The sequence below is a fragment of the Bifidobacterium primatium genome (assembly GCF_002802875.1).
In the GTDB taxonomy this organism is placed as follows: Bacteria; Actinomycetota; Actinomycetes; order Actinomycetales; family Bifidobacteriaceae; genus Galliscardovia; species Galliscardovia primatium.
On sequence record NZ_PEBI01000001.1, the window covers coordinates 884,758 to 910,220 of the forward strand.

The 25,463-nt window shown below is 61.8% G+C and carries 15 protein-coding genes and 1 tRNA gene; 5 read left to right on the forward strand and 11 right to left on the reverse strand.

Annotation, left to right across the window (positions count from 1 at the left end; translation table 11 throughout):
• Positions 1–61 precede the first annotated feature (61 nt).
• The 3 genes from CS006_RS03260 to CS006_RS03270 form a co-directional block, all read right to left on the reverse strand.
• Positions 62–865 carry an inositol monophosphatase family protein gene (locus CS006_RS03260; protein ID WP_100510309.1) on the reverse strand — a complete coding sequence of 268 codons (804 nt, stop codon included), beginning with the start codon at positions 863–865 and terminating at the stop codon, positions 62–64.
• Positions 866–1,077: 212 nt separating this feature from the next.
• On the reverse strand, positions 1,078–3,504 hold the full coding sequence (locus tag CS006_RS03265) for a PASTA domain-containing protein (protein ID WP_117434897.1): 2,427 nt from the start codon (positions 3,502–3,504) through the stop codon (positions 1,078–1,080).
• 255 nt (positions 3,505–3,759) lie between these two features.
• Positions 3,760–4,662 (reverse strand): cutinase family protein, encoded by a 903-nt coding sequence (locus CS006_RS03270; RefSeq protein WP_165777207.1) that lies wholly within the window; start codon positions 4,660–4,662, stop codon positions 3,760–3,762.
• Positions 4,663–5,189: 527 nt separating this feature from the next.
• Here CS006_RS03270 and CS006_RS03275 point away from each other — a divergent pair.
• A complete protein-coding gene (locus CS006_RS03275; RefSeq protein ID WP_165777208.1) occupies positions 5,190–6,629 on the forward strand; it encodes an MFS transporter in 1,440 nt (479 codons plus the stop codon).
• 603 nt (positions 6,630–7,232) lie between these two features.
• Here the strand turns inward: CS006_RS03275 and CS006_RS03280 are convergent.
• The 5 genes from CS006_RS03280 to CS006_RS03300 form a co-directional block, all read right to left on the reverse strand.
• Entirely contained in the window at positions 7,233–7,649 is a 417-nt protein-coding gene (locus CS006_RS03280; RefSeq protein WP_243386641.1) for a hypothetical protein, read from the reverse strand.
• 144 nt (positions 7,650–7,793) lie between these two features.
• Positions 7,794–8,441, reverse strand: a complete 648-nt coding sequence (locus tag CS006_RS03285) for an HTH domain-containing protein (RefSeq protein WP_100510313.1) — start codon at positions 8,439–8,441, stop codon at positions 7,794–7,796.
• Positions 8,442–8,722: 281 nt separating this feature from the next.
• A complete protein-coding gene (locus tag CS006_RS03290; protein WP_100510314.1) occupies positions 8,723–10,417 on the reverse strand; it encodes a SpaH/EbpB family LPXTG-anchored major pilin in 1,695 nt (564 codons plus the stop codon).
• A gap of 193 nt (positions 10,418–10,610) precedes the next feature.
• A complete protein-coding gene (locus tag CS006_RS03295; protein WP_133119524.1) occupies positions 10,611–14,882 on the reverse strand; it encodes a SpaA isopeptide-forming pilin-related protein in 4,272 nt (1,423 codons plus the stop codon).
• 343 nt (positions 14,883–15,225) lie between these two features.
• Positions 15,226–15,299, reverse strand: a tRNA-Gly gene (locus CS006_RS03300).
• 187 nt (positions 15,300–15,486) lie between these two features.
• Here CS006_RS03300 and CS006_RS03305 point away from each other — a divergent pair.
• Both CS006_RS03305 and CS006_RS03310 read left to right on the forward strand, forming a co-directional pair.
• Positions 15,487–16,974: an AAA family ATPase gene (locus CS006_RS03305; RefSeq protein ID WP_100510316.1), complete on the forward strand. Its 1,488-nt coding sequence runs from the start codon at positions 15,487–15,489 to the stop codon at positions 16,972–16,974.
• A complete protein-coding gene (locus tag CS006_RS03310; protein WP_100510317.1) occupies positions 16,967–17,725 on the forward strand; it encodes a hypothetical protein in 759 nt (252 codons plus the stop codon). Before CS006_RS03305 ends, CS006_RS03310 begins: the two co-directional genes overlap by 8 nt.
• A gap of 77 nt (positions 17,726–17,802) precedes the next feature.
• On the opposite strand, the gene htpX is transcribed toward CS006_RS03310, so the two are convergent.
• From htpX to CS006_RS03330, 3 genes are all read right to left on the reverse strand, one after another.
• Positions 17,803–18,732: a zinc metalloprotease HtpX gene (htpX, locus tag CS006_RS03315; RefSeq protein ID WP_100510318.1), complete on the reverse strand. Its 930-nt coding sequence runs from the start codon at positions 18,730–18,732 to the stop codon at positions 17,803–17,805.
• A gap of 234 nt (positions 18,733–18,966) precedes the next feature.
• The gene (locus tag CS006_RS10930) at positions 18,967–20,013 is read right to left on the reverse strand and encodes a LysR family transcriptional regulator (RefSeq protein ID WP_243386645.1); all 1,047 of its coding nucleotides are present in this window, start codon (positions 20,011–20,013) and stop codon (positions 18,967–18,969) included.
• 338 nt (positions 20,014–20,351) lie between these two features.
• Positions 20,352–21,800 carry an FAD-dependent oxidoreductase gene (locus CS006_RS03330; RefSeq protein WP_100510319.1) on the reverse strand — a complete coding sequence of 483 codons (1,449 nt, stop codon included), beginning with the start codon at positions 21,798–21,800 and terminating at the stop codon, positions 20,352–20,354.
• Between the two features lie 376 nt (positions 21,801–22,176).
• On the opposite strand from CS006_RS03330, the gene CS006_RS03335 reads away from it, so the two are divergent.
• A complete protein-coding gene (locus CS006_RS03335; protein ID WP_100510320.1) occupies positions 22,177–23,703 on the forward strand; it encodes an amino acid permease in 1,527 nt (508 codons plus the stop codon).
• A gap of 210 nt (positions 23,704–23,913) precedes the next feature.
• Positions 23,914–24,909: an asparaginase gene (locus CS006_RS03340; RefSeq protein ID WP_100510487.1), complete on the forward strand. Its 996-nt coding sequence runs from the start codon at positions 23,914–23,916 to the stop codon at positions 24,907–24,909.
• Positions 24,910–25,463: the final 554 nt, after the last annotated feature.

Genomic DNA, 25,463 nt, shown 5'->3' on the forward strand with positions numbered 1-25,463 from the left:
GCGTACGAAGGTACGTCGAGTCTTCAGCCATAAAGAAGACGCGCCGCCTCCGCCGAATCGCCTACGCTGTGTGCAGTTCCTCCAGGAAATAGTTCTGCAGCTGTTCCACGATTTCGGGGGTGCCGGTGACGATGCTGCTTTCGAGGGCGTTGCCGATCTGCTGGCCCTCCCAGTTCATGGTGACGCCGCCCGCCTCGGCGATGAGCAGGCGCCCGGCGGCGCAGTCCCACAGTTTGACGCGTCCCTCGAAGTAGGCGTCGAGCCGGCCGGCGGCCACCCAGGCCATGTCGAGGGCGGCGGAGCCGGAACGGCGGATATCGGCGCAGCGTTCGAACACCTCGCGGATGATGGTGAAGCTCGATGCGGCGAGGTCGCGATGGTAGGGCGAGGTGCCCACGCCGATGAGCGCCATGCCCATGTCGCCCGTGGTGCTTACGTGAATGGGCTTGCCGTTGAGGAACGCGCCCTGCCCCTTGACCGCAGTGAACATCTCATCGAGGTAGGGGTTATAGATCACGCATTTGACGGAGTAGACGCCTTCCATGAGCGCAAGCGAGATGGCACTGTGATGGTAGTCGTGGATGAGGTTGCTGGTGCCGTCGACGGGGTCGAGCACCCAGTAGGTGCCGCTGAAGTCGACGTTCTGCTCGCCGTTCTCCTCGCCGAGGAACTGGATGTCGGGGTAGCGCTTGAGCAGTTCCGCGTGGATGAAGTTCTGGATGTCGGAATCGACTTCGGTGACGAAGTCGCCGAGCCCCTTGACCTGGATGCGGCGGGCGGCGACCTTGTCGTACATATATCGTTTCGCGGCCTCGCGCACAATATCGGTCAGTACGGTTATTTCCACGTGATCGGCACCCGTCATCGCGTCCTCCATCGTTCGGCTGCTATGCCTGCTGTTACATACTTGTCTCAGTTATAGTCAGGAACACTGGCGGAGATATGAATATGCAATAACAATGACATAACAACACCACAATTTTCGGCGAACGGGGACGCATGCCGGCCATGCGAGTCACACCGGCCGGCTTATGTCGTACGGGCCGCACGGCCCGTACGACATCACCTCCCCACCGTCTACTTCTCGATGCGCTCGTAGGTTCCGGGGATGGATTCGTCGGCGACGCCCATGTTGACGATGAGCCAGTCCTTCGGGCCGCTTTCCCATTCGCCGCGGTTGCGCAGCACCGTCTGCGCGCCGGAGCCGAAGGTGCTCGCCGAGGTTCCGGCCGGGTAGGCGGTGAATGTGGCGCAGGGGTCGAATCCGGCCTGGATGGCCTTCGCGCTGTCGTCGATCTTGAACGCGGAGGCGTCGCATTGCAGCGTGTAGGTGCCGTTGTCGCCGGCCTTCGCCGACGAGAACCGGCCGCTGAACCTGGTCTGCTTGCGCGGCGCCTCGGCCACGGAGGCGCCGCTGCTGAGGTCGGCCTCGTCCGTCGTTCCGCTGAACGTGCCGTCGGATTTCAGCGTCATCGTGGCGTAGGCGCTGCCGTCGCCGGTTTCGGCGAACGCATACTGCGAGCCGGCGAGCTCGGCGAAGATCTTCGCCGACGCCGCGTCGGCTCCCGACGTCGTGCTCTTGGAATCGGAGTCCGACGAAGTCGACGACTTCGACGAGGACGCTCCCTGATTGATGTCGGCGTCGTTCAGCGACTCCCAGTCGACGGATGCGCCACCGGCCTCCACGAGGTAGTAGGCGCTGGCGTTCGACGGCGCCGGCTTCATCTTCACCGATTCGGTCTTCTGGGCGGCCTTCGGGTTCGCCGGCAGGAACGGGTTCTCCGCCCACTGCGTGCGGCTGATCTCGGTCTGCGACTTGCTGTACAGCGACTTGTCTCGCATGACGATGAACGGGCGGCTGGTGTCGACGGCCTTCTCCTTCTTCGCCTTGGCGAGCGCGTCGGCGTCGAAGTAGCCGGAGGATTCCACGCTCTTGACGTCGGAGCCGACGGGGAAGTACGTGTAGAAGCTGTCCATGCGCTGCGTGAGTCCGGACTGGGCGCTCGAGCCGGAGTTCATCACCTTCTGCCCGTTCACGCAGGAGACGCCGGGGCTGTCGCCCATCGTCTCGTCGCCGCAGTACAGGCCGCCCATGGCCGAGGCGAGGGTGAACAGTTCGAACGCGCCGGTGTCGCCGTTGATGAGCAGGCCGTCGTCCTCGGTGCCGGGCGCGACGCCGAAGCTCTGGTAGCTGCGCGACGCCGTGAGCATGCGGTCGGTGTCGGAGTCGTCGGCGAGGTTGTAGAGGTATTCGAAGCCGCTGGAGCCCTGGGTTTCCAGACCGAGCGTGAAGCAGTCGGACGAGCCGGCCTTGCAGTAGCGGCCGGTGAGGAAGTCGCCGGGGTTGGCCATGACCTTCTGGCCGCTCATGGTCGTGGTGAACAATGTCTTGACCTGGCTGGAGTCGACGCCGTAGTAGAGCGTCACGCTGTCGCCGGATTCCAGCGGCGTGCCGAACGCCGGATCGGCGTACGAGATCTTGCCGAGATACTGCTTCGACGAGAAATGCGGCTTCAACGTGACCGAATATCCTTGGGATTCCAGTTCGGACTTCGCCTTGTCCTTGTCCATGCCAAGCAGGTCGTATCCGACGCCGTCGCCCTTGGTGGCGACGCCGACGTTGATGGTGCCGTCGTAGTCGTCGGTCAGGGCGTCGCCGTCGTCGGGCGACGTGGCGACGACCTCGCCGGCCTTGTATTTCGACGTGTCGTTGACGACGATCTGACGGTATTTCACGGTGGCGCCCATGTCCTTGAGGGTGTTGACCACGGCGGTGGCCTGCTTGCCGACCGTGCCCTTGGGCACGCCGGGGCCCATGGATTCGTTGACGGTCACCGTCTGGCCGGATTGCACGCGGTCGCCGGATTTCACGCCGTCGAGGCCGGCGAACTCGCCCTTGGATTTGCCGGAGTAGACCTTCTTCACCTCGGTTTTGATACCGCTGTCGTTGAGCTGCTTGGCCACGATGTTGGCGGTGAGCTTCTGGCCGGCCGGCGGCTGGAACTCCTCGACGTTCGGCACGACCTTCGCACCCCAGATGCCGGCGCGATAGGTGACAAACGCGCCGCCGCAGACCACGAGCGCGACGGCCACGACGGCGGCGATGATCATCATCGTCTTCTTGGGAAGGGCTTTCGTCGCGGCGGCTGCGGATGATGCGCCGGACGCAGGCGAGGCCGGGGCCGCGTCAGAACCGGCGTCGGAACCGGCGGCAGAGGCGGCGGCGTCCTCCTCGGAGCCGATTGCGGCGCCCGACGTCGCCGAGGCGTTCGCGGCGGCAGGCATCGACGGCAACGGCACCGCCGGCACGCCGGAGGCCGGAGCCGAGGACTGGGACTGGGACGAAGCGGGAACGGGGGACGCGGCATCGGGCGCGGCAGGCGCGGCATCGGGAACGGCGGGCGCAGCGCCGGAAGCGGTGTCGGGGACGCTCAGCGGATGGCCGCATTTCTTGCAGAACTTCGAGGTCTCGGCGTTTTTCGTGCCGCACTCCATACAGAACATAGGTCTCCCCTTCCGCGGAACTCTCTACGCCTCAGCCTACCCCACCCCCTCTGCTTTGCGTAGGCCCATGGAAGGCACGCATCTCGCGGCCGGCACGACACGGTCGTTGCGTCATGGACGCTTGTCGTGACCATTATTTCGTTGAAGTTATTTCGTTGAAGCCTTCTCGATAAGACGGCCATCACCTTAGCCGGAAACCCCACGATGTCACGCCCACTGCGTCATCCTCATACCGTCATCCTCACCGCGCTGGCCTCACTTCGCCGCCCGCACCTTGGCGATGGCGAACTGCGCGCCCTGCGTCTGCGAGCCGTCGGAGAAGTACCGTGCGTGCTCCTGCTGTTCGCCGCCCTGCTGGCAGACGATGTCCTTTGCCGCGCAGAAGTCGGCGATGCGGTCCTTGTAGGCGTCGAGCTCACCTGTGCCGCGCGGCGAGAACGAGCCGTTCACCGCCGCGTCGAACGTGCCGCGATTGTATGCGGCCCTGCCGTTGAACCGCGGGTCGCCGTACATCACCACGGCGGCGATGCTCTTTCCCGCAGCCGCGGTCAGTTCGTCCTTGTTGCCGCTCGGGTCGAAGCGGTTGCGCGGCGCGACCAGCGCATCGCCGACGACGATCGCGCCCTGCGAGAATCCCATGAGCACGGTCTTCTGCGCGGGACATTGCTGCGCCTGGCCGTTGAGCATGGCCACGAGCCGGCCGACGCCGGTGTCCACGCTGTCGACGTCGAAGGTGGCCGGATAATCCAGCGACGTGATCTGCACGTCGCCGCCGAACGCCGCCGAAATCTGTTTCGCCACGGGGTTGAGCAGACCGTTGTCGGCGCTTTCGTTGGTGCCGCGAGCCATGATCACGCGCACGCCCTGCTTCGAGCAGCCGGAGTCGCCCCAGTCGCGCTTCGCCGACGAGGAGCCACCCGACGCGCCGGATGACGATTCCGCTGAGTCACCCGGAGACGAGCCACCCGGCTCCCCCGCCGACGACCCCGCCGACGCAGACGCGGAAGCCGATGACGACGAGCCACTCGAACCTGCCGGCCCCGAACCTGCCGGAGACCCGCACGCCCCCAGCGCCGCCATCGCCACCATGACCGCGATGACCACGCACATCACCGCCGCATTATGCAGCGCCCGCACGATTCGCGGATTCATCCCCATCGCACATTCCTTTCCTCCCGCCCCTGACTGGGGGAAGTTGACCAGCATCATACAACCGACCCGTATCCTCACGGCCATCCACTGCGATACATCCCCGAATTCCCCGAATCGGCAACAATCCGATAACAACGATTGCGAATTCATAACGGTTTTCGCCGTTGTTATCAATGGCGTCACGTTGCGGACACCACAAAACACCACTCCATCCCGTTTACGTCCGAATCCCGCCAAATCCAACAATCACAAGGAAAATGTCGTCTTCACACGACACGATTCCCAACCGTAAACCATCGAGTTTTGTGGCTTTTCCCGCCCGAAACGCATTATCCGATTGTTATCTTCCGATATTGACACCGTTTTCCCAGCCTCCTAGCATGAGCAACTGCGTTAGCGTTCACATAGGGTTATTCACGGGGCATTTCGGTTATTCGTCGTTGATGCCTCAGTTCCGTCATCCCTATGTGAAAGCGATTTCATTTCGCAGGCATGGCGCCCGCGAAACACCGGGAAAAGGAAAGAGGAGCGTAATGAGCAGCGCCATTACCACCAGCTTCAAGGAGAAGCTGGGACTCAAGGACTATGTCGCCTACGGCTTCGGCGATATGGCCATCAACTTCACGTTCGGCTCTCTGGGCATGTTCGTGGTCTACTTCTACACCGACATCGTCGGCATCTCCGCAGCCGCGGTCGGTACGCTGATGCTGATCTCGCGTTCGTTCGACGGCATCATCGACGTCTGCGTCGGCACCCTCGTCGACAAGACCCACTCCCGTTGGGGCAAGGCCCGTCCGTGGCTGCTGTTCGGCGCCATCCCGTTCGGCATCCTCACCGTCACGCTGTTCGCCGTCCCGCAGCACGCGTCCGACACCGTGAAGATCATCTACATCTTCATCTCCTACAACCTCCTCATGATCGCGTTCTCGTCGATGGCCATCCCGTACGGCACGCTGAACTCGCTGGTCACGCAGGATCAGGGCCAGCGCGAGAAGCTCAACCTCTCCCGTATGTTCCTCGCCCAGTGCGGCATCCTCATCATCACCAACGCCACCATGCCGCTGGTCAACGCCTTCGGCGGCGGCCAGATGGGCTGGGTGCTCGCCTACGTCGTGCTCTCCGTCATCGCCTGCGCCCTGTTCTGGGTCGTGTTCGGCACGCAGAAGGAGCGCGTGAAGATCGCCAAGGGCACCAAGAAGAAGAGCCAGTACCCGTTCAAGGTCGAGGTCAAGGCATGGCTCAAGAACAAGTACTGGTTCATGGCCTTCGGCTTCCTCGCGTTCTTCCACGTCGCCTACTCCCTCACCCAGGGCTCGCTCGTCTACTACGCCAAGTACTACCTGCACCAGCCCGACGCGGTCGGCGTGCTCACCCTCGCCTACCTGCTTCCGGCCATGGTCGGCATCCTCGCCTGCACCAAGCTGTTCCCGAAGTTCGGTAAGACCCGCGTGGTCATCGTATGCCTCGTCGTTTCGATCATCGCCTACATCCTGCCGCTGTTCGCCAAGGAAAGCTACAGCTTCATCGTGTTCACCCAGATCATGAAGGGCATCGTGTACGGCCCAATCCTCGGCTCCATCTGGGCGTTCTTCCCCGACACCATCGAATACGGCTACTGGAAGACCAAGATCCGCGTTGAGGGTCTGCTCTACTCCGGTGGTTCGCTCGGCCAGAAGATCGGTCTGGGCATCGGAACCGCAATGGTGGGCTGGGTGCTCGCCGCGGGCGGCTACGACGGCGCCAAGGCCGTGCAGTCCGCCGGCGCCATGGGTGCCATCGACATGATCTACGTGTGGCTGCCGATCATCTTCTTCGCCGTCTGCATCGTGCTCATGGCCATGTACCGCATCGACAAGATCTTCCCGAAAGTCATGAGCGATCTGGCCGACTGGAAGGTGAACGGTGCCCCGGCCCCCGACGCCGAGTTCCAGAAGCTCCTCGACGAGGCCGACGCCAAGGCCAGCGACAAGTAGTCATACGGTCGTTCGTCGGTAATCGTCAATTGTCGTCGGCGCAGTCGTCGGCGTAATCGTCGGCGGCGGTGAATCATCGCCGATACGGCACGGTCACTACCGCGACGACTACCGACACTAGATCCCCGACACTCAAGGAAGGCTCCCGCCCGAATATTTCCGGACGGGAGCCTTCCTTCGTTTATTTACGTTTATTTATATTTATTCGTTCGTTCGGCGTTCTATTTATTCATGCACGACGTTCTAATCCACGAAGCATTCGAAACCTCCGTAATCGACGATTCGTGCGCAACAATTCGCTGCACGAATCGTCAGATATACCCATAATCCGCGATTTACCTACGTTATTTCGACGCATGAATCATCGAATACCCACATATATCGGAATTCGTGCGCAACAATCCAATTCGCAAATCATGAATTACTTCCATATCTCGCGATTCATGCACGCCAAGCTGGTTCATGAATCGCGAGATATGCGGATAATTGGCGGTTCGTGCTGGGTTCGTATGATTCGTGCTGGGTTCGTATGATTCGTGCCGGGTTCGGGCGGGCCCCGCACCAGGTTCGGGCGGGCTCCGCACCGGGTTCGAATGGATTGCGTCAGGCTTGGTGTGATACGCGGCGCGAGAGCAGGGCTCGCAGACGACGGACCTCGATTTCGAGGGCGGCAATGCGGGTCGCCTGCTCGCGAATCAATATGTCGCGGGGGTCCGTGCCGCCCGTCGCCGCCAACACCCGCGTACTTTCATCGTATCGTTCGAGCGCCGTCTGCAGATTGGGGTCGGAACGCCATCGGCTCATGCATCGTTCGATGCGCTTCGACCCCACCAGCTCGGAACCGAGACCTGCCTCGCGGAATATGCGGGCGGGAGATTCTCCCCTACGGTCGCGACGCAGACATTCGAGCTTGAACGCATCCTCATAGGTGATGCGGGCCTGCGTGGCGTGGCGCACTGCAGGCAGCGAATTGAGGTAATCGATCTCCTCCTCCAGGAAAATCCGCTTTCCATGCCCCATCGTGCTCACCTGCCCTTCCGTAATCGCCGTTCACGAATCATCATCTACCGGCCATCAATCGTTTCGTGTACCGGCCGCGTTCCGGATGACGACCGACTATGTTCCGACCGATAGCCGTGTTCCACATAACGGTTTCTTTCCGCCCTACGAGACGGTTTCACTCGGTGCGCCGGTTTCACTCTGTGCGCCGGCTTTGCTCTCATGCGTATGCCGCGCATGCCGCGTCTTGCCGGCGGCCAATTCGCATTCGAGTTCGGCGATTCGCTGCTCCAGCATGACGATGTAATGCGATTGCTGAGAGATCACCAGTTCGGGGACCATTCCCGATTCGGTCGGAACATACCACGACATCGCTCGGTCCTTCGCCTTTACCGCCGAGGCCGAAGTCGCAACAGAAGCCGAAGCGGCGGTGGATTTGGAACCGGGGTCGGCACCCATCTCGACTGTGATCGGATGCTTCTTCCATCGGGCGATGCAACGTTCGATACGCTTCGCGCCGATCAGGGTGGGAGAAAGCCCCGCCTCGCGGAACAGTTCGGTCGGCGACGCGCCGGCCCGATATCGTTCCACGCAGTGCCGCCTGAATTCCGACGAGTATTGGATGCGGGTCTCCGACACCTCGCGCACGGCCGGCAGACTTCTCAGATACGCCTGCTGCTCGAGGGTGAATCGCTTCTTCGGATTCTTCCCGCCCGAGCGCTCCTCCGCCAGCTCCTCCGCAATTTCATCCGCCAGCTTCTCCGCGGACTTATCCGTGGGCTCCACTGCTGTGGAATCGTTCCCGCTCATCATTATCGACCATCCTTGCGAACGTGGTGGGCCGCTGGAATCGTCATTGTCCTACGCAACCCATTCATCATGTCCGTCGAAAACATAAACGAAAGGGGCATGAAGGCAAATCGCTCGCCTCCATGCCCGTCATATCGACTCGCCTTCCCTCCCTCCGACTTTGCGGAGAAGAGGAAAGGCGAATCATCGAATCAGGTCGTCGGCGCGGCACCGGCATCAATCAGCCGTACCGCACCGACGACGGTCGGCGCAACCGCCGCGTCAGCGTCCAGTGCGAGGCACTGTCAGCGACGCAGTGCGCGGCTGGCGCTGCGGCTCTTGGTGTGCACCGCGAAGGCGGCACCCGCGAGCACGAGGCCCAGAGTGACGAACATCGCGGTTCCAGCGGCACCGGTGAGCGGCAGCTGGGTGATGTTCTTCGCGTTCTGCAGGGTGATGGTGGCCTTGGCGGAGTCCACCGTGGCGAAGGACTGCAGTCCGCCGCCGCTGGCCAGCGTGTACTTCAGGTCGGTGACCGTGGCGTCGGCACCGGTGCCGGTGATCTTGCCGCTGATGGTGAACTTGAAGGTCGCGTCGGAAGGCAGGACGTGGCCGGCCGGGGCCTTGGTCTCCTCCACCGTGTAGGTGTGGGAGAAGGAGAAGTTGCCGGCGTCCGCGTCGGGGAGGAAGATGCCGCCCAGGCCGTCGAGCGAAAGCTCGCCGTTCGAGCCGGTCTTGCCGCTCCACGTGGCGCCGTCAGGGCCGGTGACCGTGAACTCGGCATCGGCAAGCTTCTGGCCGGTGGTCTTATCGGTCTTGATGATCTTGACCGGGAAGTTGAAGATCTTCTTTTCCGGACCGGGGTTGTAGCCGGGCTTGTCCTTGTCGTTCTCCTCGCCGGGCTTGTTGGAGTATTCCACGCCCGGGGTGTTGATGACGCCGGTCGTGCCGAGCGCGGCGTTCACGTGAACCTTGTACTTCACGATCACGGGCTTGCCGGCCAGGGCTTCGGAGTAGAACACGGAGTCGTCCGCAACGGTGCCGGTGAACTGCTTCTGGATGTAGTCGGAGAAGTCGATGCGGAAGGCCACGGCCTTCTTGGCGTCCGTGGTGACGGCCGTCATGGCTTCGTCGGTGTAGTAGGTCACCGTGTAGTCGTTGGCGGTCAGCGTGTCGTCGCCGATCTTGACCGACGGGAATTCGCCGGTGTAGTTGACCTTGCTCGGAGCGTCCTTGGGGGCGAACTTATCAACGAGGCGGTAGGTGTAGTTTTTCACGCGGTAGCCCACGTAGTTCGGCACGTTGGAGTTCAGCGTGTAGGTGACGTCCTTGCCCTTGGACGGGGTCACGTTGTCGACGTCCTTGGTGACGGTGGGGAGCTGGTTCTTCATCTCCACCGTGCCGGCGGAAAGATCTTCGGTCAGGCCATCGGCCTTGGTCCACGGGGTGCCGACGAGGATCGGCAGCGCCTTGGTGGAGGACTGGCTCGGAGCCTGGTCGACGATCAGCCACAGGCCGACGGAACCGAGGTCGACGGTGCGGGAGGTGCCGGTGCCGGTCACCTTGGAGGCGTCGAGGTTGGTCAGCGTCAGGTGGGCGGCCAGGTAGTCGGCGAACTTGCGGGTCGTGCCGTTGCCCAGCCAGTTGCCGGTGCCGGACTGGTCGAGCTTGTTGTTTTCGACGGCCCACTCCAGCGGATCGCCGGTCGTCGGCACGCCGGTCACGCCGGCTGCCTTCAGCGCCTCACGGTACGTGGTCTCGTTGCCGGTCGGGGTCGTCACGCCGGCGGCGCCGCTCGTCACCGCGTAATTGGCGACCTTGGTCACCTTGTAGGTGTGGCCGGTGAACTGCGCCTCGTCGGTCGCGTTCAGCGTGACGGTCGTAGTCGTCGGCAGCGCCACGGCAGCATTGGCCGCGGTCACGCCGAGAGCGAGGCCGCTGATGCCGACCGCAAGGGAGGCAAGGGCGGCGAAGCCCTTTTTGAACAATGAACCCTTCATCAGAATCCATTCCTTTCTCCAACTCCTTCGACGCCGGTGATCAACCGGTAGGATGAGGAGCTGATTGTTGTTGGTTACCAACCGCAATCAACCCGTTCGGCGGCGTTTCTCACGCCAATGAACTCCGCTGCCGAACGGCCTAATCGCATCCGTCGCACGCAATGCCGCATGCCACGGAAGTCTCTTTTCAATGTCAGATCATCGTCACCGTCTTGCGACGACGCCATTCGTTCCAGATCGCCCCGGCGAGCGCGGCGATCAGTCCGATGCCGCCGCCGACGATCAGCCACGCGCGGGCCGTTCCATCGCCGCCGGTGAGGGGCAGGAAGGACAGGAACGGACGGTTCGGGACCGGAAGCACCTGACCTGCGCTGGCACGGTCCGTCCACTTCCACTGCCACTTGTTGGTGGACGTGGAGCTCGAGTCATACCACACGCTCAGCACGCGTTCGGTCGTGTCGAGCCGGTAGCCGTCCGGGGCCTTGGTTTCGACCAGTTTGTACTGGATCGGATCGTCCTTGGTGGCGTATCGGGTCGGGGTGATCTGCACCTTCAGCCAGCCATCCCGACTGTCGAGATCCGAATCTCCGTTGTCGACGACCGAGATGGTGTCATAGGAGTTGCGCGTGTTCGTCAGCTGCCATTCCGATCCGGGCAGCAGCTTCCCCGAATCCGCGGAGCTGATCTTCGTCCACATCGGCTGCACCGGCATCGAGTTGCCGATTCGACCGTTGTTCGAGCCCACTGCCGTGCCGACGCCCGGCTTGACGGTCACCGTGTACTTCGGCGGATCGGACGGCAGATAGTACCCGGTCGGGGCTTTCGTCTCCTCGAGCACGTAGTCGCCCGGCTTGAGGTTCGGCACCATGAACACGCCGTCCGGTATGCCCTGCGTCAGTACCGATGAACCGGCCTTGATGTCGCAGCCGACGCCGTACGAGCATGCGGACCAGTCCGTGCCCGTGCCGGCGACCGGCTTCACCGCGCGCAGCTTCCATTCCGAACCGGTGAGGAAGTTCGTGGACGAGGCATCCTCCGCATTGTCGACCTTGTACCACACCAGCGAGCCCGGCTTCAGACGGTTGGTGATGTCGATGCTCAGGTCTTCCGGCGTGGTGGTCGGCCCGGCCACGGTATCGCCGTTCGGCGCCAGCCACGAGTAGGCACGGGTGACCTTGCCCATGATCATGCTGCCGGTCCTCGTGGTGACGACCTGCAGCTTGTAGACGCCGGTGACCTTCTCGTATCCGTCAGGCGCGGTCTTCTCGGTCAGGGAGTATGTGGTCGTAATGGAACCGGTGGAAAACGGGGCGCCGGTCTCCTGAATCAGCACCCTGAAGGAACCGTCCTTCGAGTCCTGGTCGTACGAGCCGTTGTCCGACACGTCCACGCCGTTCTTGAACGGGTCATCCGACGGGCATTCGGACTCGCACTTGAGCGTCCATACGGAACCCTTCAGCAGGGTATCCGCATCTTCGGCATCGGTCTTACGCCAGCTAATCGGAATGCCCTTGTGGTTGACGATGCCCGAGCCGAGCGTAGACACTTCGGTGTCCTTGTTGCCCTCCACCGTCACCGTGTAGGTTTCGGTGCTCAGGATGTAGCCGTCCGGGGCCTTCGTCTCACGCAGGGTGTACCGGCCGGATGCGAGCGACCCGACCTTGAACTCGCCGACGGCCGAATTCGTGTCGTTTTCGCCGTCCGAGTTCGGGGTCTTGTCCTTCACCGTAATGGTCTTCGCGCCTGTGGTGCCTTCGGTGCAATCACCGGTCGAGGCGGCGCACGGTCCGGTGAGCTCCCACTCCGAGCCAGCCAGACGAGCGCTGATGCTGTCGGACGGGCGCTTGTACCAGCTGATAGAGCCGGTCTGCTTTTCGTTCGGTACGGACTCGTAGGTGGTGCCGGAAGGCTCGCCCCTCAGCTTGGCGGGATTGCTCTCGGTGGTGTTCGCCGTGATGGTGAACCTGTATATAGCATCCGACTTGTTGTAGCCGTCCGGCGCCTTGGTCTCCCAAATCTGATAGGTACCGGTCGGCAGGCCAGACACCAGGAACTCACCGTTGGTGTCGTTGCGATCGTGGTCGCCATTGTCGACCACGTCCCATTGCACGTTTCCATCGTCGCTGCTGATATGCCATTCGGAGCCGGCGAGACGGGTCTGCGTATCCGCATCCACCTTGTTCCACATCACCGCGCCCTTGATGCGCGTATTGGGCACCTTGCCGTCGGTATTGCCGTTCACGGTAAGGGTGGTGATTTTACCATTGGACACGGTAAACGTATAAGTGGTGTTGTCCTTGGTGTATCCGTCAGGAGCCCATGTCTCCTTGAGAGTCCATGTGCCCGCTTCAAGACCGGTCACCTGCAGGTAGCCAGGAAGTGCGTCCTTGTCGGAGCTTCCGTTGTCGACCACTTCCATGTTCGTGGAGCCCTTGGCGAGCTGCCACTTGGAGCCCGGCAGCGCCTGTCCGCGATCGTCGGCATCGACCTTCGACCACTGCACGCCGCCGGTATCGGAACCGCGGCAGGAGGTGATGGCGCTGCCGGTCCAAGGAAGATTGTGGTGTTCCTGAGCCATGCCCACACCAAGACCATGGTTGCCGTCCGCACGCTTGAGGTTCTGCGGGTAGAGCTGCGACAGCCACAAATCACCGCCAACATACAGACGTCCGTTGGTGCTCACCCACGTCTGCGTTTCCTTGGCATTTGCCGCAAGAACGCTGCCAAGAAGTCCGGCAGCGGAATCACCGCTGGCATTATCGTCCTCGTAGCCATTGGCATACATCTTGTAGTAATCGCCAAGTTCCTTCTTCGTGCTGTTCGGAACGGTCTTCCACTTGTCGCCATTGTGAATCTTCAGCGTGCCGGTCACATCAGGGAAGTTCCACATGATCGAACCGGACGCCACGGCAAAGTTATTGTCTATCTCACTACCCTTTTGAACGTCCTCGCCGTTCCAGCCGAATCGCCAGCCGGTGTTCATGGTCAGGTTGCCGTTGGAATCGGCACCGGTCACGTTCACCAGCACGGAGGCGCCGGAGGGGATGTCCTGGAAGTCGTAGTAGACACCGGTGGCATTGCTGCTTTTGAACAGCGCATTCACCTTAGCCATGTCCAGAGTGAATACCTGAAGCTTATTCTCCTTGCTGCCGTCGCCCTTGAAAGTGACATGCACCTCGCGAATATCTGACAACTGGGTGTATCGCCGATACGCATTTACACTCTGGACGAATTTACGATCGGTTCGCGGGTCGCCATCGCTTTGCCAATCGTATCGGGGTTCGTCTATACCCAGGTACCATTTACTCACACCGGCGCTGGGCGCCGCCTCAACAGAGGCTTTGGCGAAATGAACATTGTCATAGGCAATGCCGTTGCCGGACTTGGTATTGGCCAAGGTCTTTGAAAAGTCCTTGATTGCCGCACCGAAATTGTTGTAGTCAACACCGTTCACATCGCTGAGAGCTTTTTCAGTGCCCATGTTCTGACTGATTTGGCCGTCATCAGTCACATTCACAGCAGAAGACAGTGGAGAAAAATTACCGGCGTGATAATTACTTCCACCGATACGCGCATTCACGCCCAGCCATTTTTTCTGAACACTGTCGTATGAGCCAGGCGAATAAATACGGCCACCATAAGAATTGGCGGCCCCTCCCACTGCCAGTCCCGTTCCATGATTGGGTGTTGGATGACCCGATCCCCACGATACACGACCACCCATAAGGGTATCGGAATCATTACCGTAACCCTGCGTTCCCCTGTAGGTCGCTAGGTTTCCGCGAACCACGGTAACGCCTTCAGATTCGACAAAGTATCCGGCAGAGCCGGACTGGAAATTCACATTATCGCCATTCTTAAGGGTCTGCTCCGGCGGAACCGATGCAAACAAGTTGCCATCGACATAAATGGAAGCACCGGCATCCGTAGACAGCACATTCTCGCCGCCCCACTGCAGCTGATTACCAGGGACGCATTCCTGAGTGTTCGAAGCGGCTCGTGCGGCGCGACTGCTCTTGAACGTTTCGTAGGACTGCGTATCGTTCGTCGCGTTGGTGCCGGACGTCGCCGCACTGCTCGACTTCGACTTTGCGGCAGACTTGAAGCTGCTGCCATCGGCCGCCTTGCTCTTCTGAGCGGAGGCCTGCTTCTTCGCGGCGCTGGACTTGGACTGTGTGGCACTCTTCGAGGCGGCGTCACTGGAGGCGGAGCCGGAACCGGTCGTCTTCGACGTGTTCTTCGACGTTTCGGAATTCGTTGCCGAATTATCGCCCGCCTGCCCCTGCTGCGACTGCGACTGGGTTTGCTGCGACTGGGTCGACACGGTCCCTTCGGCTGCGGTCGGGTCGTCAGCGGCGAACGCGACCGGCACGCCGGCCAGCAGCATTGCCCCGGCAACCGAGCAGGCCGCAATACGGGAGATCAGACGAAAGCCCCCCCCCGGCATTTTCCTCATCTGGCTCATAACCTCTACTCTCCTTCACAATTCCTCACCGCACGGATGCCGGTTTTCCCCATCAGCGCCTATGCAGTTCTGGTCGAAAGTATAGGGTGCCCACCCCCCAGACTTTTGACAATACCCCGTCAATACCCCCGATATAATCGGCGCCCAATCCCCGATACCAGGCAAAACCCATGAATATTCAACGATTCACGCCATCCGCAGAAGGCCGGCACCGCCGTTCGGCGCAGCACCGTTCCCGATACCCCCAATGAACCGTGCCTTTTCCGCGCCTTTTTATGGACGCAACCGACGTTTTTCCATCCTCGAAAAACAAAAGGACCGTTGGAATTCCAACGGTCCCGAGTGGAGCGGACGACGGGAGTCGAACCCGCCTCTAAAGCTTGGGAAGCTTTCATTCTACCGATGAACTACGTCCGCAGAAACGCGCAATCATACGGCCATCAGCCGCACGTTTGCACAAAGCATCAGTCTAGCACAGCGTATGCCGAGTATCGAACGCTACGAAATAGATAAACCTCAGATAGCCTACATATAACTTCTGTTATATAATATTCACGCATATCAATAAAAAATTGATTTTTAGACTTTATAGAATGGCAATGCGATGATTCGTTTGAAAAAACTGGTTCTAGACAACATGAGGAACATATCGCACGGCGTCTTGAATTTCGATGACCTGCCCGCCGGCGGCAGCGTGACGGGCATCTACGGCCAGAACGGGTCGGGCAAAACCACCGTCATCGATGCCATCGGCATGTTACGTGCACTGCTTTCCGGAGCGATGCTGCCGGAGACCGCCGGCGATGTCGTCAACGCCAGCACGGGTCTGGCTGCCATGACGGCGACTTTCCTCATCGGAGAAAGGCAGAAGCCCAGCTATCTTGAATACAAAGTTTCCATACGTAAGGCGAATCCAGATTCGACACGAGCCCGAGTCGTGGCAGAGTCGATCCGCATCGGCGACAACCCCTCACGCCTGGGCAGGGAAGTGCTGGGACACAGAATGGAGGATTCCCAAACCGGAGGATTCGTATCGACCCCGGCCTACGTATGGCGCTCCATCGAGGCGATCGCCGCGGCAAAAACCGTCGTGCCCCGCACGGCGGATCGCGCATACATGGAGGGCCGCTCCTTCCTGTTCTCTCGATGCGCCACACTTGATGACCGAACAGATTCCGAATTCCTGATTGACTGGTTGGTGACGTGCGCATGCAAGACGAAGAGCATATCCTCCAGATCATTGGCGTACATCAACGAACATTTCGATGAATTCGTACATCTGCGCAAGGCTCTATGCGATTACGCGACCAACGACATATTCGTCTCCACCACCAGACGAGGCTCTTATGCCGCGTATGCACTTATCCCCATCATGGAAGAGAACTCCGAAGGACGTAACACGGAATTCCTGTTCGATCTGCTACAGCCCAATCCGCTGACCCCCGGCCAAGCGAAGCGGCTCGGGGAGACCGTGGAATCCTTCGATCGCATCCTGCCCACCATCGTGCCCGGACTGCATGTCTCGCTGAAGACCGGTACCGCACCATCCGGCAAGGATGGCGAGGACCGGGTTACTGCGGAACTGTTCTCGCACAGAGGCGACGTTACCGTTCCTTTCCGCTGTGAAAGTGAAGGAATCATCCGCATCACCGCGCTGCTTGGCTATCTGAAGCATGCATACAACGACGAGAGCGCGTTGGTTGCCGTGGACGAATTCGACTCGGGAGTGTTCGAACTACTGCTCGGCGACATGCTATACCAGCTCGCGAACGGTTGCGCGGGGCAACTGGTGTTCACGGCCCATAACCTGCGAGCGCTGGAGGTACTGCCGAACAGCTGCATCCGTACAACGGTAACGAACCCCGACAATCGGTTCACGACCATTCCACGAAAGTCCGCCACGAACAACCAGCGCAGGCGGTACCTGACGGCCAGCGAACTCGGCTGGAACGGTCCGGACATCTACGATTCGCCCACTCCCCGCATGTTCGGCAATAGCCTCTACGCCGCAGGTCATCCCGACGAGGATGACGACATCGACGGCGCTTTGGCCGAACTCAACAACGCCGGAACGGAGGAGGACCGTGGCTAAGCGCAAAATCGTGCTGCTGGTGGTGGAAGGCACAAGCGACGCCAACCTGCTTGTGCCCGCTTTCTCGGCATTGATTGAACATCGCCGGTTTCAGGGACAGGAATTCCACTGCGACGTATTGACTGCGCCCAACCACAGCGGGGAATTCTACAGAAGCAACGGATTCTACCCGGCGGACAACCCCTCTCAGACGGTGCGTGAACTTGTGGAGCACTATCTCAAAGACCGCGACTACACATGGAGTCAGCTCGGCCATGTTCTCCAAATATGCGATCTGGATGGAGCGTTCACGCCAGACGACTGTGTAGTGGAGAATCCCGCTGCCGGCGGTACCCAATACTCAACGACCGGCATCATTACACGGAATCGTACCGCCTTGGTAGCCGACCGAACGATTAAAAGAAACGGCGTGAACACTTTGCTGAAATTCAGCGGCTTCAAGAAAAAATCGGGCCGTTCCACGCTTATGATTCCCTACCGACTGTTCTATGTCAGCCGCAATCTCGAGCACGCGTTCCTCGGAAGAATCGATAATCTGGACGCTCGACACAAACAAAGCGGCGCCATCAAACTGGCGAATCGCTTCACGAAAGATCCGAGCCTGTTCGCAACGACTCTTCAATCATTACGCCGCATACATGGCAATCCAGAAACATGGGAGGAATCCTGGCGATACGCGATGCAGGACCTCCATTCGCTCGAACGCGGCAGCAATCTTGCCTTCGTGGAGCCCTATCTGGCAGGCGAGTAGCATGCAATGGGGGAATCATTCAATCGACGTGTTGTACAGTCCATACAACGGTCGTATCGGCTACCCATCGCAACCGTCTATCGCAGTGAGATGCGCTGGCCGGGCACGGCTCCGGCCTGCCGCAGCTCGTAGCTCATCTGCATGAGCCGGCGAATGCGCTCCTCGGTCGGCGGATGAGTGGAGAACAGCCGGCTGAAACCGCCGGCGGAGAACGGATTGGCGATCATCAGCGCGGCGGCGCTTTGCGTGCCGGCGGTCTGGCGCATCGGCGACATCTGCACGCCGGCGTCGATCTTGCTCAATGCCGAGGCCAGCGCCTCGGGATCGCCGGTCAGACGGCTGCCGTCCTCGTCGGCGTCGAATTCACGCGTGCGGCTGATGGCCATCTGAATGAGCGATGCGCCGATCGGCGCGAGAATCATGCTGACCAATAGACCGATGAGGCCGCCGCCGCGATTCTCGCCGTCTCGGTCGCTTCCGCCACCGAAATACATGAGCGAATAGCCGAGGTAGGTGATCACCGTGGACATGGCCGATGCGATGGCGCCGGTGAGAATATCGCGATTGTAAACGTGCATGAGCTCATGGCCGAGCACGCCGCGAATCTCGCGTTCGTTGAGCAGTTGGAGAATGCCCTGCGTGCAGCAGACCGCCGCATGGCGTTCGTTGCGGCCGGTGGCGAACGCGTTGGGCGACATCGTGGGCGCGATGTAGATGCGCGGCATGGGCTTGCCGGCACGGGCGGAGAGTTCGCGGACGATGCGGTACAGTCCCGGCGCCTCCTGCTCGGAGACCTGGCGCGCGCCCATCGATGCGATGGCGAGCTTGTCGGAGAACCAATACGAAACGAACGTGGTGCCGAGGCCGATGCAGATATAGATGCCGAGCGTTCCTCGGCTGCCGCCGGTGAGCCACCATATGAGCATGATGATCGCCCACATCAGCGCAAACAACAGCGTGGTCTTCAAACCGTTGAAATGACCACGCACGCGAATTTCTCGGTCCATGGGACCAAACGTAACTATCGAGACTGGAGATTTGCTGAATATCAGATGTTAACGCTGCTCATACCTGCGAAACGCCGAGCTTCAGATCAAAAATGCGAGTTGTGAGGCTTTGCTCCGAGAAACCGTGGAAATTCGCTCAACCACGGCCGAAAGAAACGTTGAAAAATCGCGGTTTTCGTTTTCGGACCATCGGATTGCCCAAAGGCAAAGCCTCACAACTCAACATTTTGCCGTTTATTCGGCGGCCGGGAGCGGCTGGAGGTAGTGCCGGGCGGTTTCGGCGAGCTCGCTGCGCAGCAGGCCGAGGGATTCGCGCGTATCGTTGGCGCGCGTGAGGATGCCGACCTGGCGGCTGGCGTTGGCGTCACGCAGCGTGCAGGCCACAAGATCGTCCTGCACATGGATCTTCGTGTCGAGCGTGGGCACGATGGAGACGCCCATGCCCATCTCCACCAGATTCTGCGTGGCCCAGTAGTCGTCGGTGGAGTGGCGGATGTCGGGCTGGAATCCGGCGCGGGCGGCGAGCTTGAGCAGGTTGGCGCGGCATGTGGCGCAGCCGGCGATCCATGCCTCGTCGTGCGCGGCGGTGAGGTCGACCGGTTCATGGTTCCGTTCGTACGCCTTGCCGATGGCGCTCGCACGGCGCACCAGCAGCCGTAGCGGGTCGGCGCCGAGCGGTTCGAAATGCAGGGATTCGTCGATGCGCAGGAAGTGCGGGAGCGTATCGTAGCGGAAGATGATGGCCGCGTCGGCCTCGCCTCCGGTCACCTGTTCGATGGCTTCCGGCGGCTCCATCTGTGCGAGGCTGATTTCAAGACGCGGCGTGGTGCCGGCAGCTGCGGCGTTTGCCACGGCTCCGTTTGCCACGGCCCCGTTCTCGCTGCCGATCGCGCCGGATTCGTCGGACCGCCGGGCCTTTTCGTTGGCGATGCTGAGGCGCACGACCGTCTTCGCCACGATGGTCGAGCAGATGGACGGCGGAGCGACGATGCGCAGATGGGCGAAGCTGCCGCGACGGTAATCCTCGAGCTGGCGCTGCGCCTGGGCGAGTTCGTCGGCCATGGCGCCGCCGTGACGGGCCAGCATGGCCCCGGCCGGTGTGAGTTCGACGCCGCGCGCGGTGCGGGTGACGAGCTGCATGCCGCATTGGGATTCAAGCTTCTTGATTTGCTGGCTGATTGCCGGTTGGCTCCATCCCAGCGCCTTCGCGGCGGCGGAGAACGAACCACAGCGTTCGATCTGCCATAGAGTCACCAGCATCTGGGGATTGAGTTCAGCCATGCCTCCCAGTGTAGCCGCTGGGCATTGCATGGCTTGGGAGCGGATGGCGGAGGTTTCGGGCTTGTTGTAAGGGAGCAAGCCGCGAAAGCGACCTGCGCGAGGGCGCCATCCTCCCCTCAGTCGGCCTGGGGCCGACAGCTCCCCTCCTTGCAAAGGAGGGGAGCCGAGCAAAAGAGGCCGAAAACCTAACCTCCTGCTCCCCCACTGAAGGGGGCCAAGAAAGCAGGGACGCGGGTCGGCCTACGCAACACGGCGCACCCGGCCCGCTCACCCCGGCCTGCGGCGCGCCTCGGTCTACGCGGCGCACTCGCCCCGGCTCGCAGCGCGGCGGCGCTACATCACTCGCCGGCGGCGAGCTTGCGCATCTGCTCGGGTTCGATGACCTTCTTGTGCTCGCGGCCTTCCTTCGCACCTTCGGCGCGCTCGAACTTGTCGATGCGCTTCCAGCCGGCGAAGTCGATGGGCCTGATGCCCTTGCCGGCAAGCAGCTCGTCGATGGACTCGGGGTTGCGGTCCTCGGCGAACAGGCCGTGCTCCGGGGCGGCGGCGAAGTCCTCGAGCATGTGGTTCACGATCATCAGCGCATCGGACTTGGTCGAACCGATGAGGCCGACCGGACCGCGCTTGGCCCAACCGGTGGCGTACAGGCGCGGACGCACCTCGCCGCCGTCGGCCTCGGTCGTGATGCGGCCGTCGCCGTTCGCGTTGGCAAGGTGTGCACCCTTCTCGTCGTAGGCGATGCCCGGAGCCTCGGCCGGCTTGTAGCCGATGGCGTGGTACACGGCCTCGACCGGGTAGTCCACGAATTCGCCGGTGCGGTGCATCTTGCCGTCGGCGCCGGTCTCGGTCACCTCAACGCGGATGCCCGTCACCTTACCGTCCTCGCCGAGCACCTCGGTGGGCGCGGAGTTGAAGTGGATGTAGTACTTGCGGTCGGCGGGGTTGCCTTCGAAGTCCACGTCGCCGTCGTCTTCCATGTCCTCGGCCATCTCGCGGATGGTGAAGAGCTCCTCGACCATCTGGCGGGCGAGCTTGTCCTTGCCGGCCACCTCGATGGTCTCCTCGTCGAGGTCGAAATCGTCCTCGTTGATGATGAGCTGCACGCCGGGCAGCTTCTCCATCTCGCGAAGCTCCTGCACCGAGAACTTGGCCTGGGCCACGCCACGGCGGATGAACAGGTGCAGCACCTTGGCCTTGTTCTTCTGGATGCCCTCGTACACGTTGTCGGGGATGTCGGTCTTGGCCTTGAGGTCGTCGGCGTTGCGCATGAGCTCGCGCGCCACGTCCATGGCCACGTTGCCGCCGCCGATCACGGCCACGTTCTCGGCGTCAAGCGGCCATTCGCGAGCGCCGGTGGGGTAGCCGTCGTACCATTCGACGAACTTGGCGGCGCCGTACACGCCTTCGAGGTCCGAGCCGGGCAGGCCGAGCGGCTTGTCCTTCACGGCGCCGGTGGCGAACAGCACGGCGTCGTAGCGGGCGAGCAGTTCGTCGAGCGTGACGTCCTTGCCGAACTCCACGTCGCAGTACAGGTGGATGTTCGGGTTGTCGAGCGTCTTCTCGAGCGCGCCGGCGATGAATTTGATGGACGGATGGTCGGGGGCCACGCCGTAGCGGACCAGGCCGAACGGCACGGGCAGCTTCTCGAACAGGTCGATGCGCGCGGTGGCGGGCAGACCCAGCTCCTCGCTGCGCTTGGCGAGCTGCTTGAGCAGGATGTCGGAGGAATATACGCCGGCCGGGCCGGAGCCGATCACGGCAATACGAAGTTCATTGTTTTCAGTCACGCATTACAGCGTAACGCATTTGAGGCTTACGGAACAGAGGGATTCACGAGGATATGACAATCGTCACAGGCCGTCGGTTCCCGCATCGACGACGATGTCAACTCCCATACGAAATCCCAAACCCCCTCAGTCCGCCTTCGGCGACCAGCTCCCCCTGATCCTCAGGGGGAGCCAAGACACCGGACCATCAACCATCGTTAACTCCGTTGACCAATCGCCGTCCTATGATGTTGACGTTTGTGCGTACATCGATCTACGACGGCCGTCGCGCCCCGCGCGCGGCCGATGCGCATGCCCGACACGATATCCCGTCGATGTCCCCAATACTGCGGATTCGCGGATATCCCCGATATATCAACCGATATAAGGACACGTCATGACAGAGAAGAAAGAAGAGGTGACGACGGCCACATCATCGACCGCCGCCAATCAGCCGGCCAACGCCGACGCAGCAACCACGACCGCGGCCACGAAGACCGCGACGAAGACCCACGTCACGCAGGACAAGAGCGACGCCGGCTACGCGAAGGACCTCAAGCCCCGCCACATCCAGATGATCGCCATCGGCGGCTCCATCGGCACCGGCCTGTTCCTCGGCGCCGGCGGCCGCCTGTCGCAGGGCGGCGCGGGCCTGACCATCGCCTACGCCATCTGCGGCGTCTTCGCGTTCCTCATGGTGCGTGCGCTCGGCGAGCTCGCCATCCGCCGCCCGTCCTCCGGCGCGTTCGTCTCCTACGCCCGCGAGTTCCTCGGCGAGAAGGGCGCGTACGTGACCGGCTGGATGTTCTTCCTCGACTGGTCCACCACCGTCATGGCCGACATCACCGCCGTGGCCGTGTACTTCCACTACTGGCAGGCGTTCCAGGTCGTGCCGCAGTGGGTGCTGGCCCTCGGCGCGCTGGCGCTGGTGTTCATCCTCAACATGATGAGTGTGAAGATGTTCGGCGAGGCCGAGTTCTGGTTCGCCGCCATCAAGGTGTTCACCATCATCGCGTTCATGGTCATCGCCATCTGGGCCATCGTCACGGGCGCCCCGGTCGGCGACACCCATGCCGGCATCGCCAACATCACCGAGCACGGCGGCTTCTTCCCGATGGGCATCGCCCCGGTCTTCGCCCTCACGCTGGGCGTCGTCTTCGCGTTCGGCGGCACCGAGATGGTCGGCGTCGCGGCCGGCGAGGCCAAGGAGGCCAAGCAGGTCCTGCCGAAGGCCATCAACTCGATGATCATCCGAATCTTCGTCTTCTACGTCGGCTCCGTCATCCTCATGGCGCTGGTGCTGCCGTACACCGCCTACTCGTCGAACGAGTCGCCGTTCGTCACGTTCTTCTCCGGCATCGGCATCCCGCACGCCGGCGACGTGATCCAGGTGGTCGTGCTCACCGCCGCCCTCTCGTCGCTGAACGCCGGCCTGTACGCCACGGGCCGTACGCTGCGTTCGATGGCCGTGGCCGGCTCGGGCCCGAAGTTCGCCGCCCGCATGAACAAGCATCACATCCCGTACGGCGGCATCATCATCACGTCCGCCCTCGGTCTGATCGGCGTGGTCCTCAATGCCGTGCTGCCGGCCGACGCGTTCGAGATTATCATGAACCTGGCCGGCATCGGCATCGCCGGCACGTGGGCCGCCATCCTCGTCACCCATCTTGCGTTCCTCAAGAAGGTCAAGGCCGGCGAGGAGACGCGTCCGGAGTACCGCATGCCCGGCGCCCCATACACGAATTACGTGTCGCTGCTGTTCTTCGCGATCGTCGTGATCTCGAACCTCACGAGCGCGTCCGGCCGTTGGACGCTCGCGCTGTTCGTGGTCGTCGTCATCGCGATGGTCATCGGCTGGTACTACGTGCGCGGCCGCATCGACGGCAACCTCATGGACGAGATGCTCGACACCAACGAGGACTGATTCCGTCCCCGGTCCTCCGGCGGCTCCCACGAATGGTGGGCGCTTGAACGGTGCGGAATGTTCCCGCCCTCTCCCCGGCTTCCCCGCAAATGGCGGGAGCCGCCGGACGTATGCGAGGCCGAAGGGCCCGCCAAGCCTATTCTGTCTATATATACGTATCCATATACGTAGTTCCCAATGCGGAATCCCAACCGTGGAAAGGACGCGATGATGCGCATTCATATCACGTATACCGGCGGCACGATCGGCATGGTCGATTCGCCGCATGGACTCGTCCCCGGCGCCGACATGCGCGGCTGGCTGTACGGCCTCATCAACGGCACGCAGATCGCTCCCGATCAGGTCTCGTTCACCGAGCTCGACCCGCTCATCGATTCGTCGAACGCCACGCCCGCGAACTGGCAGGCCATCGTCGACGACCTGCGCTCGCATTACGACGACGCCGACGCGTTCATCATCCTGCACGGCACCGATACGATGAGCTATTCGTCGGCCGCCGTCTCGTATGCGCTCACGGATTTCGACAAGCCCGTGGTGTTCACCGGCTCGCAGTACCCGCTCGGCATGGTCGAGACCGACGCGACGGCCAACGTGACGGGCGCGCTCAACGCCGTGCTCAGCGGCCGCGCGCATGGCGTCTCGCTGTTCTTCGGCCATCATCTCATCGCCGGCAATCGCGTGAGCAAGGTGTCGTCGTGGGCGTTCGAGGGATTCGCCGCGCCGTCGGTCGGCCTGCTCGCGCAGACGGGTGCGCCGTGGCATTGGGAACCGTATGAGAGCCGCGGCCTCGGATGGGCCGACCCGAAGCCGTATACGCGTCACGACGTGGCCGTCATCGACATGGCGCCGGGTATTACGGCGGCCCGTCTGGAGGCCATGTTCACGCCGCGACCCGAGGCCGTGCTGATTCGCGCGTATGGCGTGGGCAACGTGCCGTGCGACGAGCCGGGCCTGACCGATGCGATTGCCGCGCTGCTCGCCGAGGACATTCCCGTGGTCGTGGCGTCGCAGTGCCAGCAGGCCACGGTGCTGCTCGGCCATTACGAGGCCGGCGACGCCATCGCCCGCGCGGGCGCGATCGGCACGGGCGACATGACGCTCGAGGCCGCATACGCCAAGATCGTGTTCCTGCTTTCGCAGGGATTGCGCGGCCGTGAGCTCGCCGAATGGATTCCCAAGCCCATCGCCGGAGAAATCACCGCATAGCGTCGGTTACCATCGCCGGAGAAATCACCGCATAGCGTCGGTTATAACGCACCCATCCGTAAAACCCGTCTCGTAGGGATGCCACGAGGCGGGTTTTACGCATCCATGCGTTATAACCTCCCCTGGCACCATCCCAGCGTCGGCTTTTGCGCATGCTTGCGTTATAACCGACGCAAAGCTCCGCTAAGCAGTGGTTATAACGCACTCGTGCGCAAAAGCCGCCACTAAGTAGTGTTCAGCGTCGGGTTTTGCGCACGTATGCGTTATAACCGCTATGGCGGCGAGAACCACGGCACTCCCCCCGGTTCCCTTTCGTCGCTAACCTTCAACCGCGGCATCTTCTCAGGTCCCGTTGGTCATACAAAACGCAACCAATGGGAACCGCGGCACCTTTTCGGTTCCCGTTGGTTGTGCAGAACACGACCGATGGGAACCTACCATGTGTCACGGGTCCCATCCGTTGCATCACTCGCGACGAACGGGAACCGGCCCCATTCCCCGCTTCCTGTTGGTTGTGCAGGCTACGACCGATGGGAACCTAACGCACTTCTCGG

Coding starts and splice junctions, on each gene's coding strand:
- CS006_RS03290 (WP_100510314.1), bottom strand. CDS start 10,417: ATGAAGGGTTCATTGTTCAAAAAGGGCTTCGCCGCCCTTGCCTCCCTT.
- htpX (WP_100510318.1), bottom strand. CDS start 18,732: ATGGACCGAGAAATTCGCGTGCGTGGTCATTTCAACGGTTTGAAGACC.
- CS006_RS03270 (WP_165777207.1), bottom strand. CDS start 4,662: ATGGGGATGAATCCGCGAATCGTGCGGGCGCTGCATAATGCGGCGGTG.
- CS006_RS03335 (WP_100510320.1), top strand. CDS start 22,177: ATGACAGAGAAGAAAGAAGAGGTGACGACGGCCACATCATCGACCGCC.
- CS006_RS03265 (WP_117434897.1), bottom strand. CDS start 3,504: ATGTTCTGTATGGAGTGCGGCACGAAAAACGCCGAGACCTCGAAGTTC.
- CS006_RS03275 (WP_165777208.1), top strand. CDS start 5,190: ATGAGCAGCGCCATTACCACCAGCTTCAAGGAGAAGCTGGGACTCAAG.
- CS006_RS03285 (WP_100510313.1), bottom strand. CDS start 8,441: ATGATGAGCGGGAACGATTCCACAGCAGTGGAGCCCACGGATAAGTCC.
- CS006_RS03295 (WP_133119524.1), bottom strand. CDS start 14,882: ATGAGCCAGATGAGGAAAATGCCGGGGGGGGGCTTTCGTCTGATCTCC.
- CS006_RS03260 (WP_100510309.1), bottom strand. CDS start 865: ATGACGGGTGCCGATCACGTGGAAATAACCGTACTGACCGATATTGTG.
- CS006_RS10930 (WP_243386645.1), bottom strand. CDS start 20,013: ATGGCTGAACTCAATCCCCAGATGCTGGTGACTCTATGGCAGATCGAA.
- CS006_RS03280 (WP_243386641.1), bottom strand. CDS start 7,649: ATGGGGCATGGAAAGCGGATTTTCCTGGAGGAGGAGATCGATTACCTC.
- CS006_RS03340 (WP_100510487.1), top strand. CDS start 23,914: ATGCGCATTCATATCACGTATACCGGCGGCACGATCGGCATGGTCGAT.
- CS006_RS03305 (WP_100510316.1), top strand. CDS start 15,487: ATGATTCGTTTGAAAAAACTGGTTCTAGACAACATGAGGAACATATCG.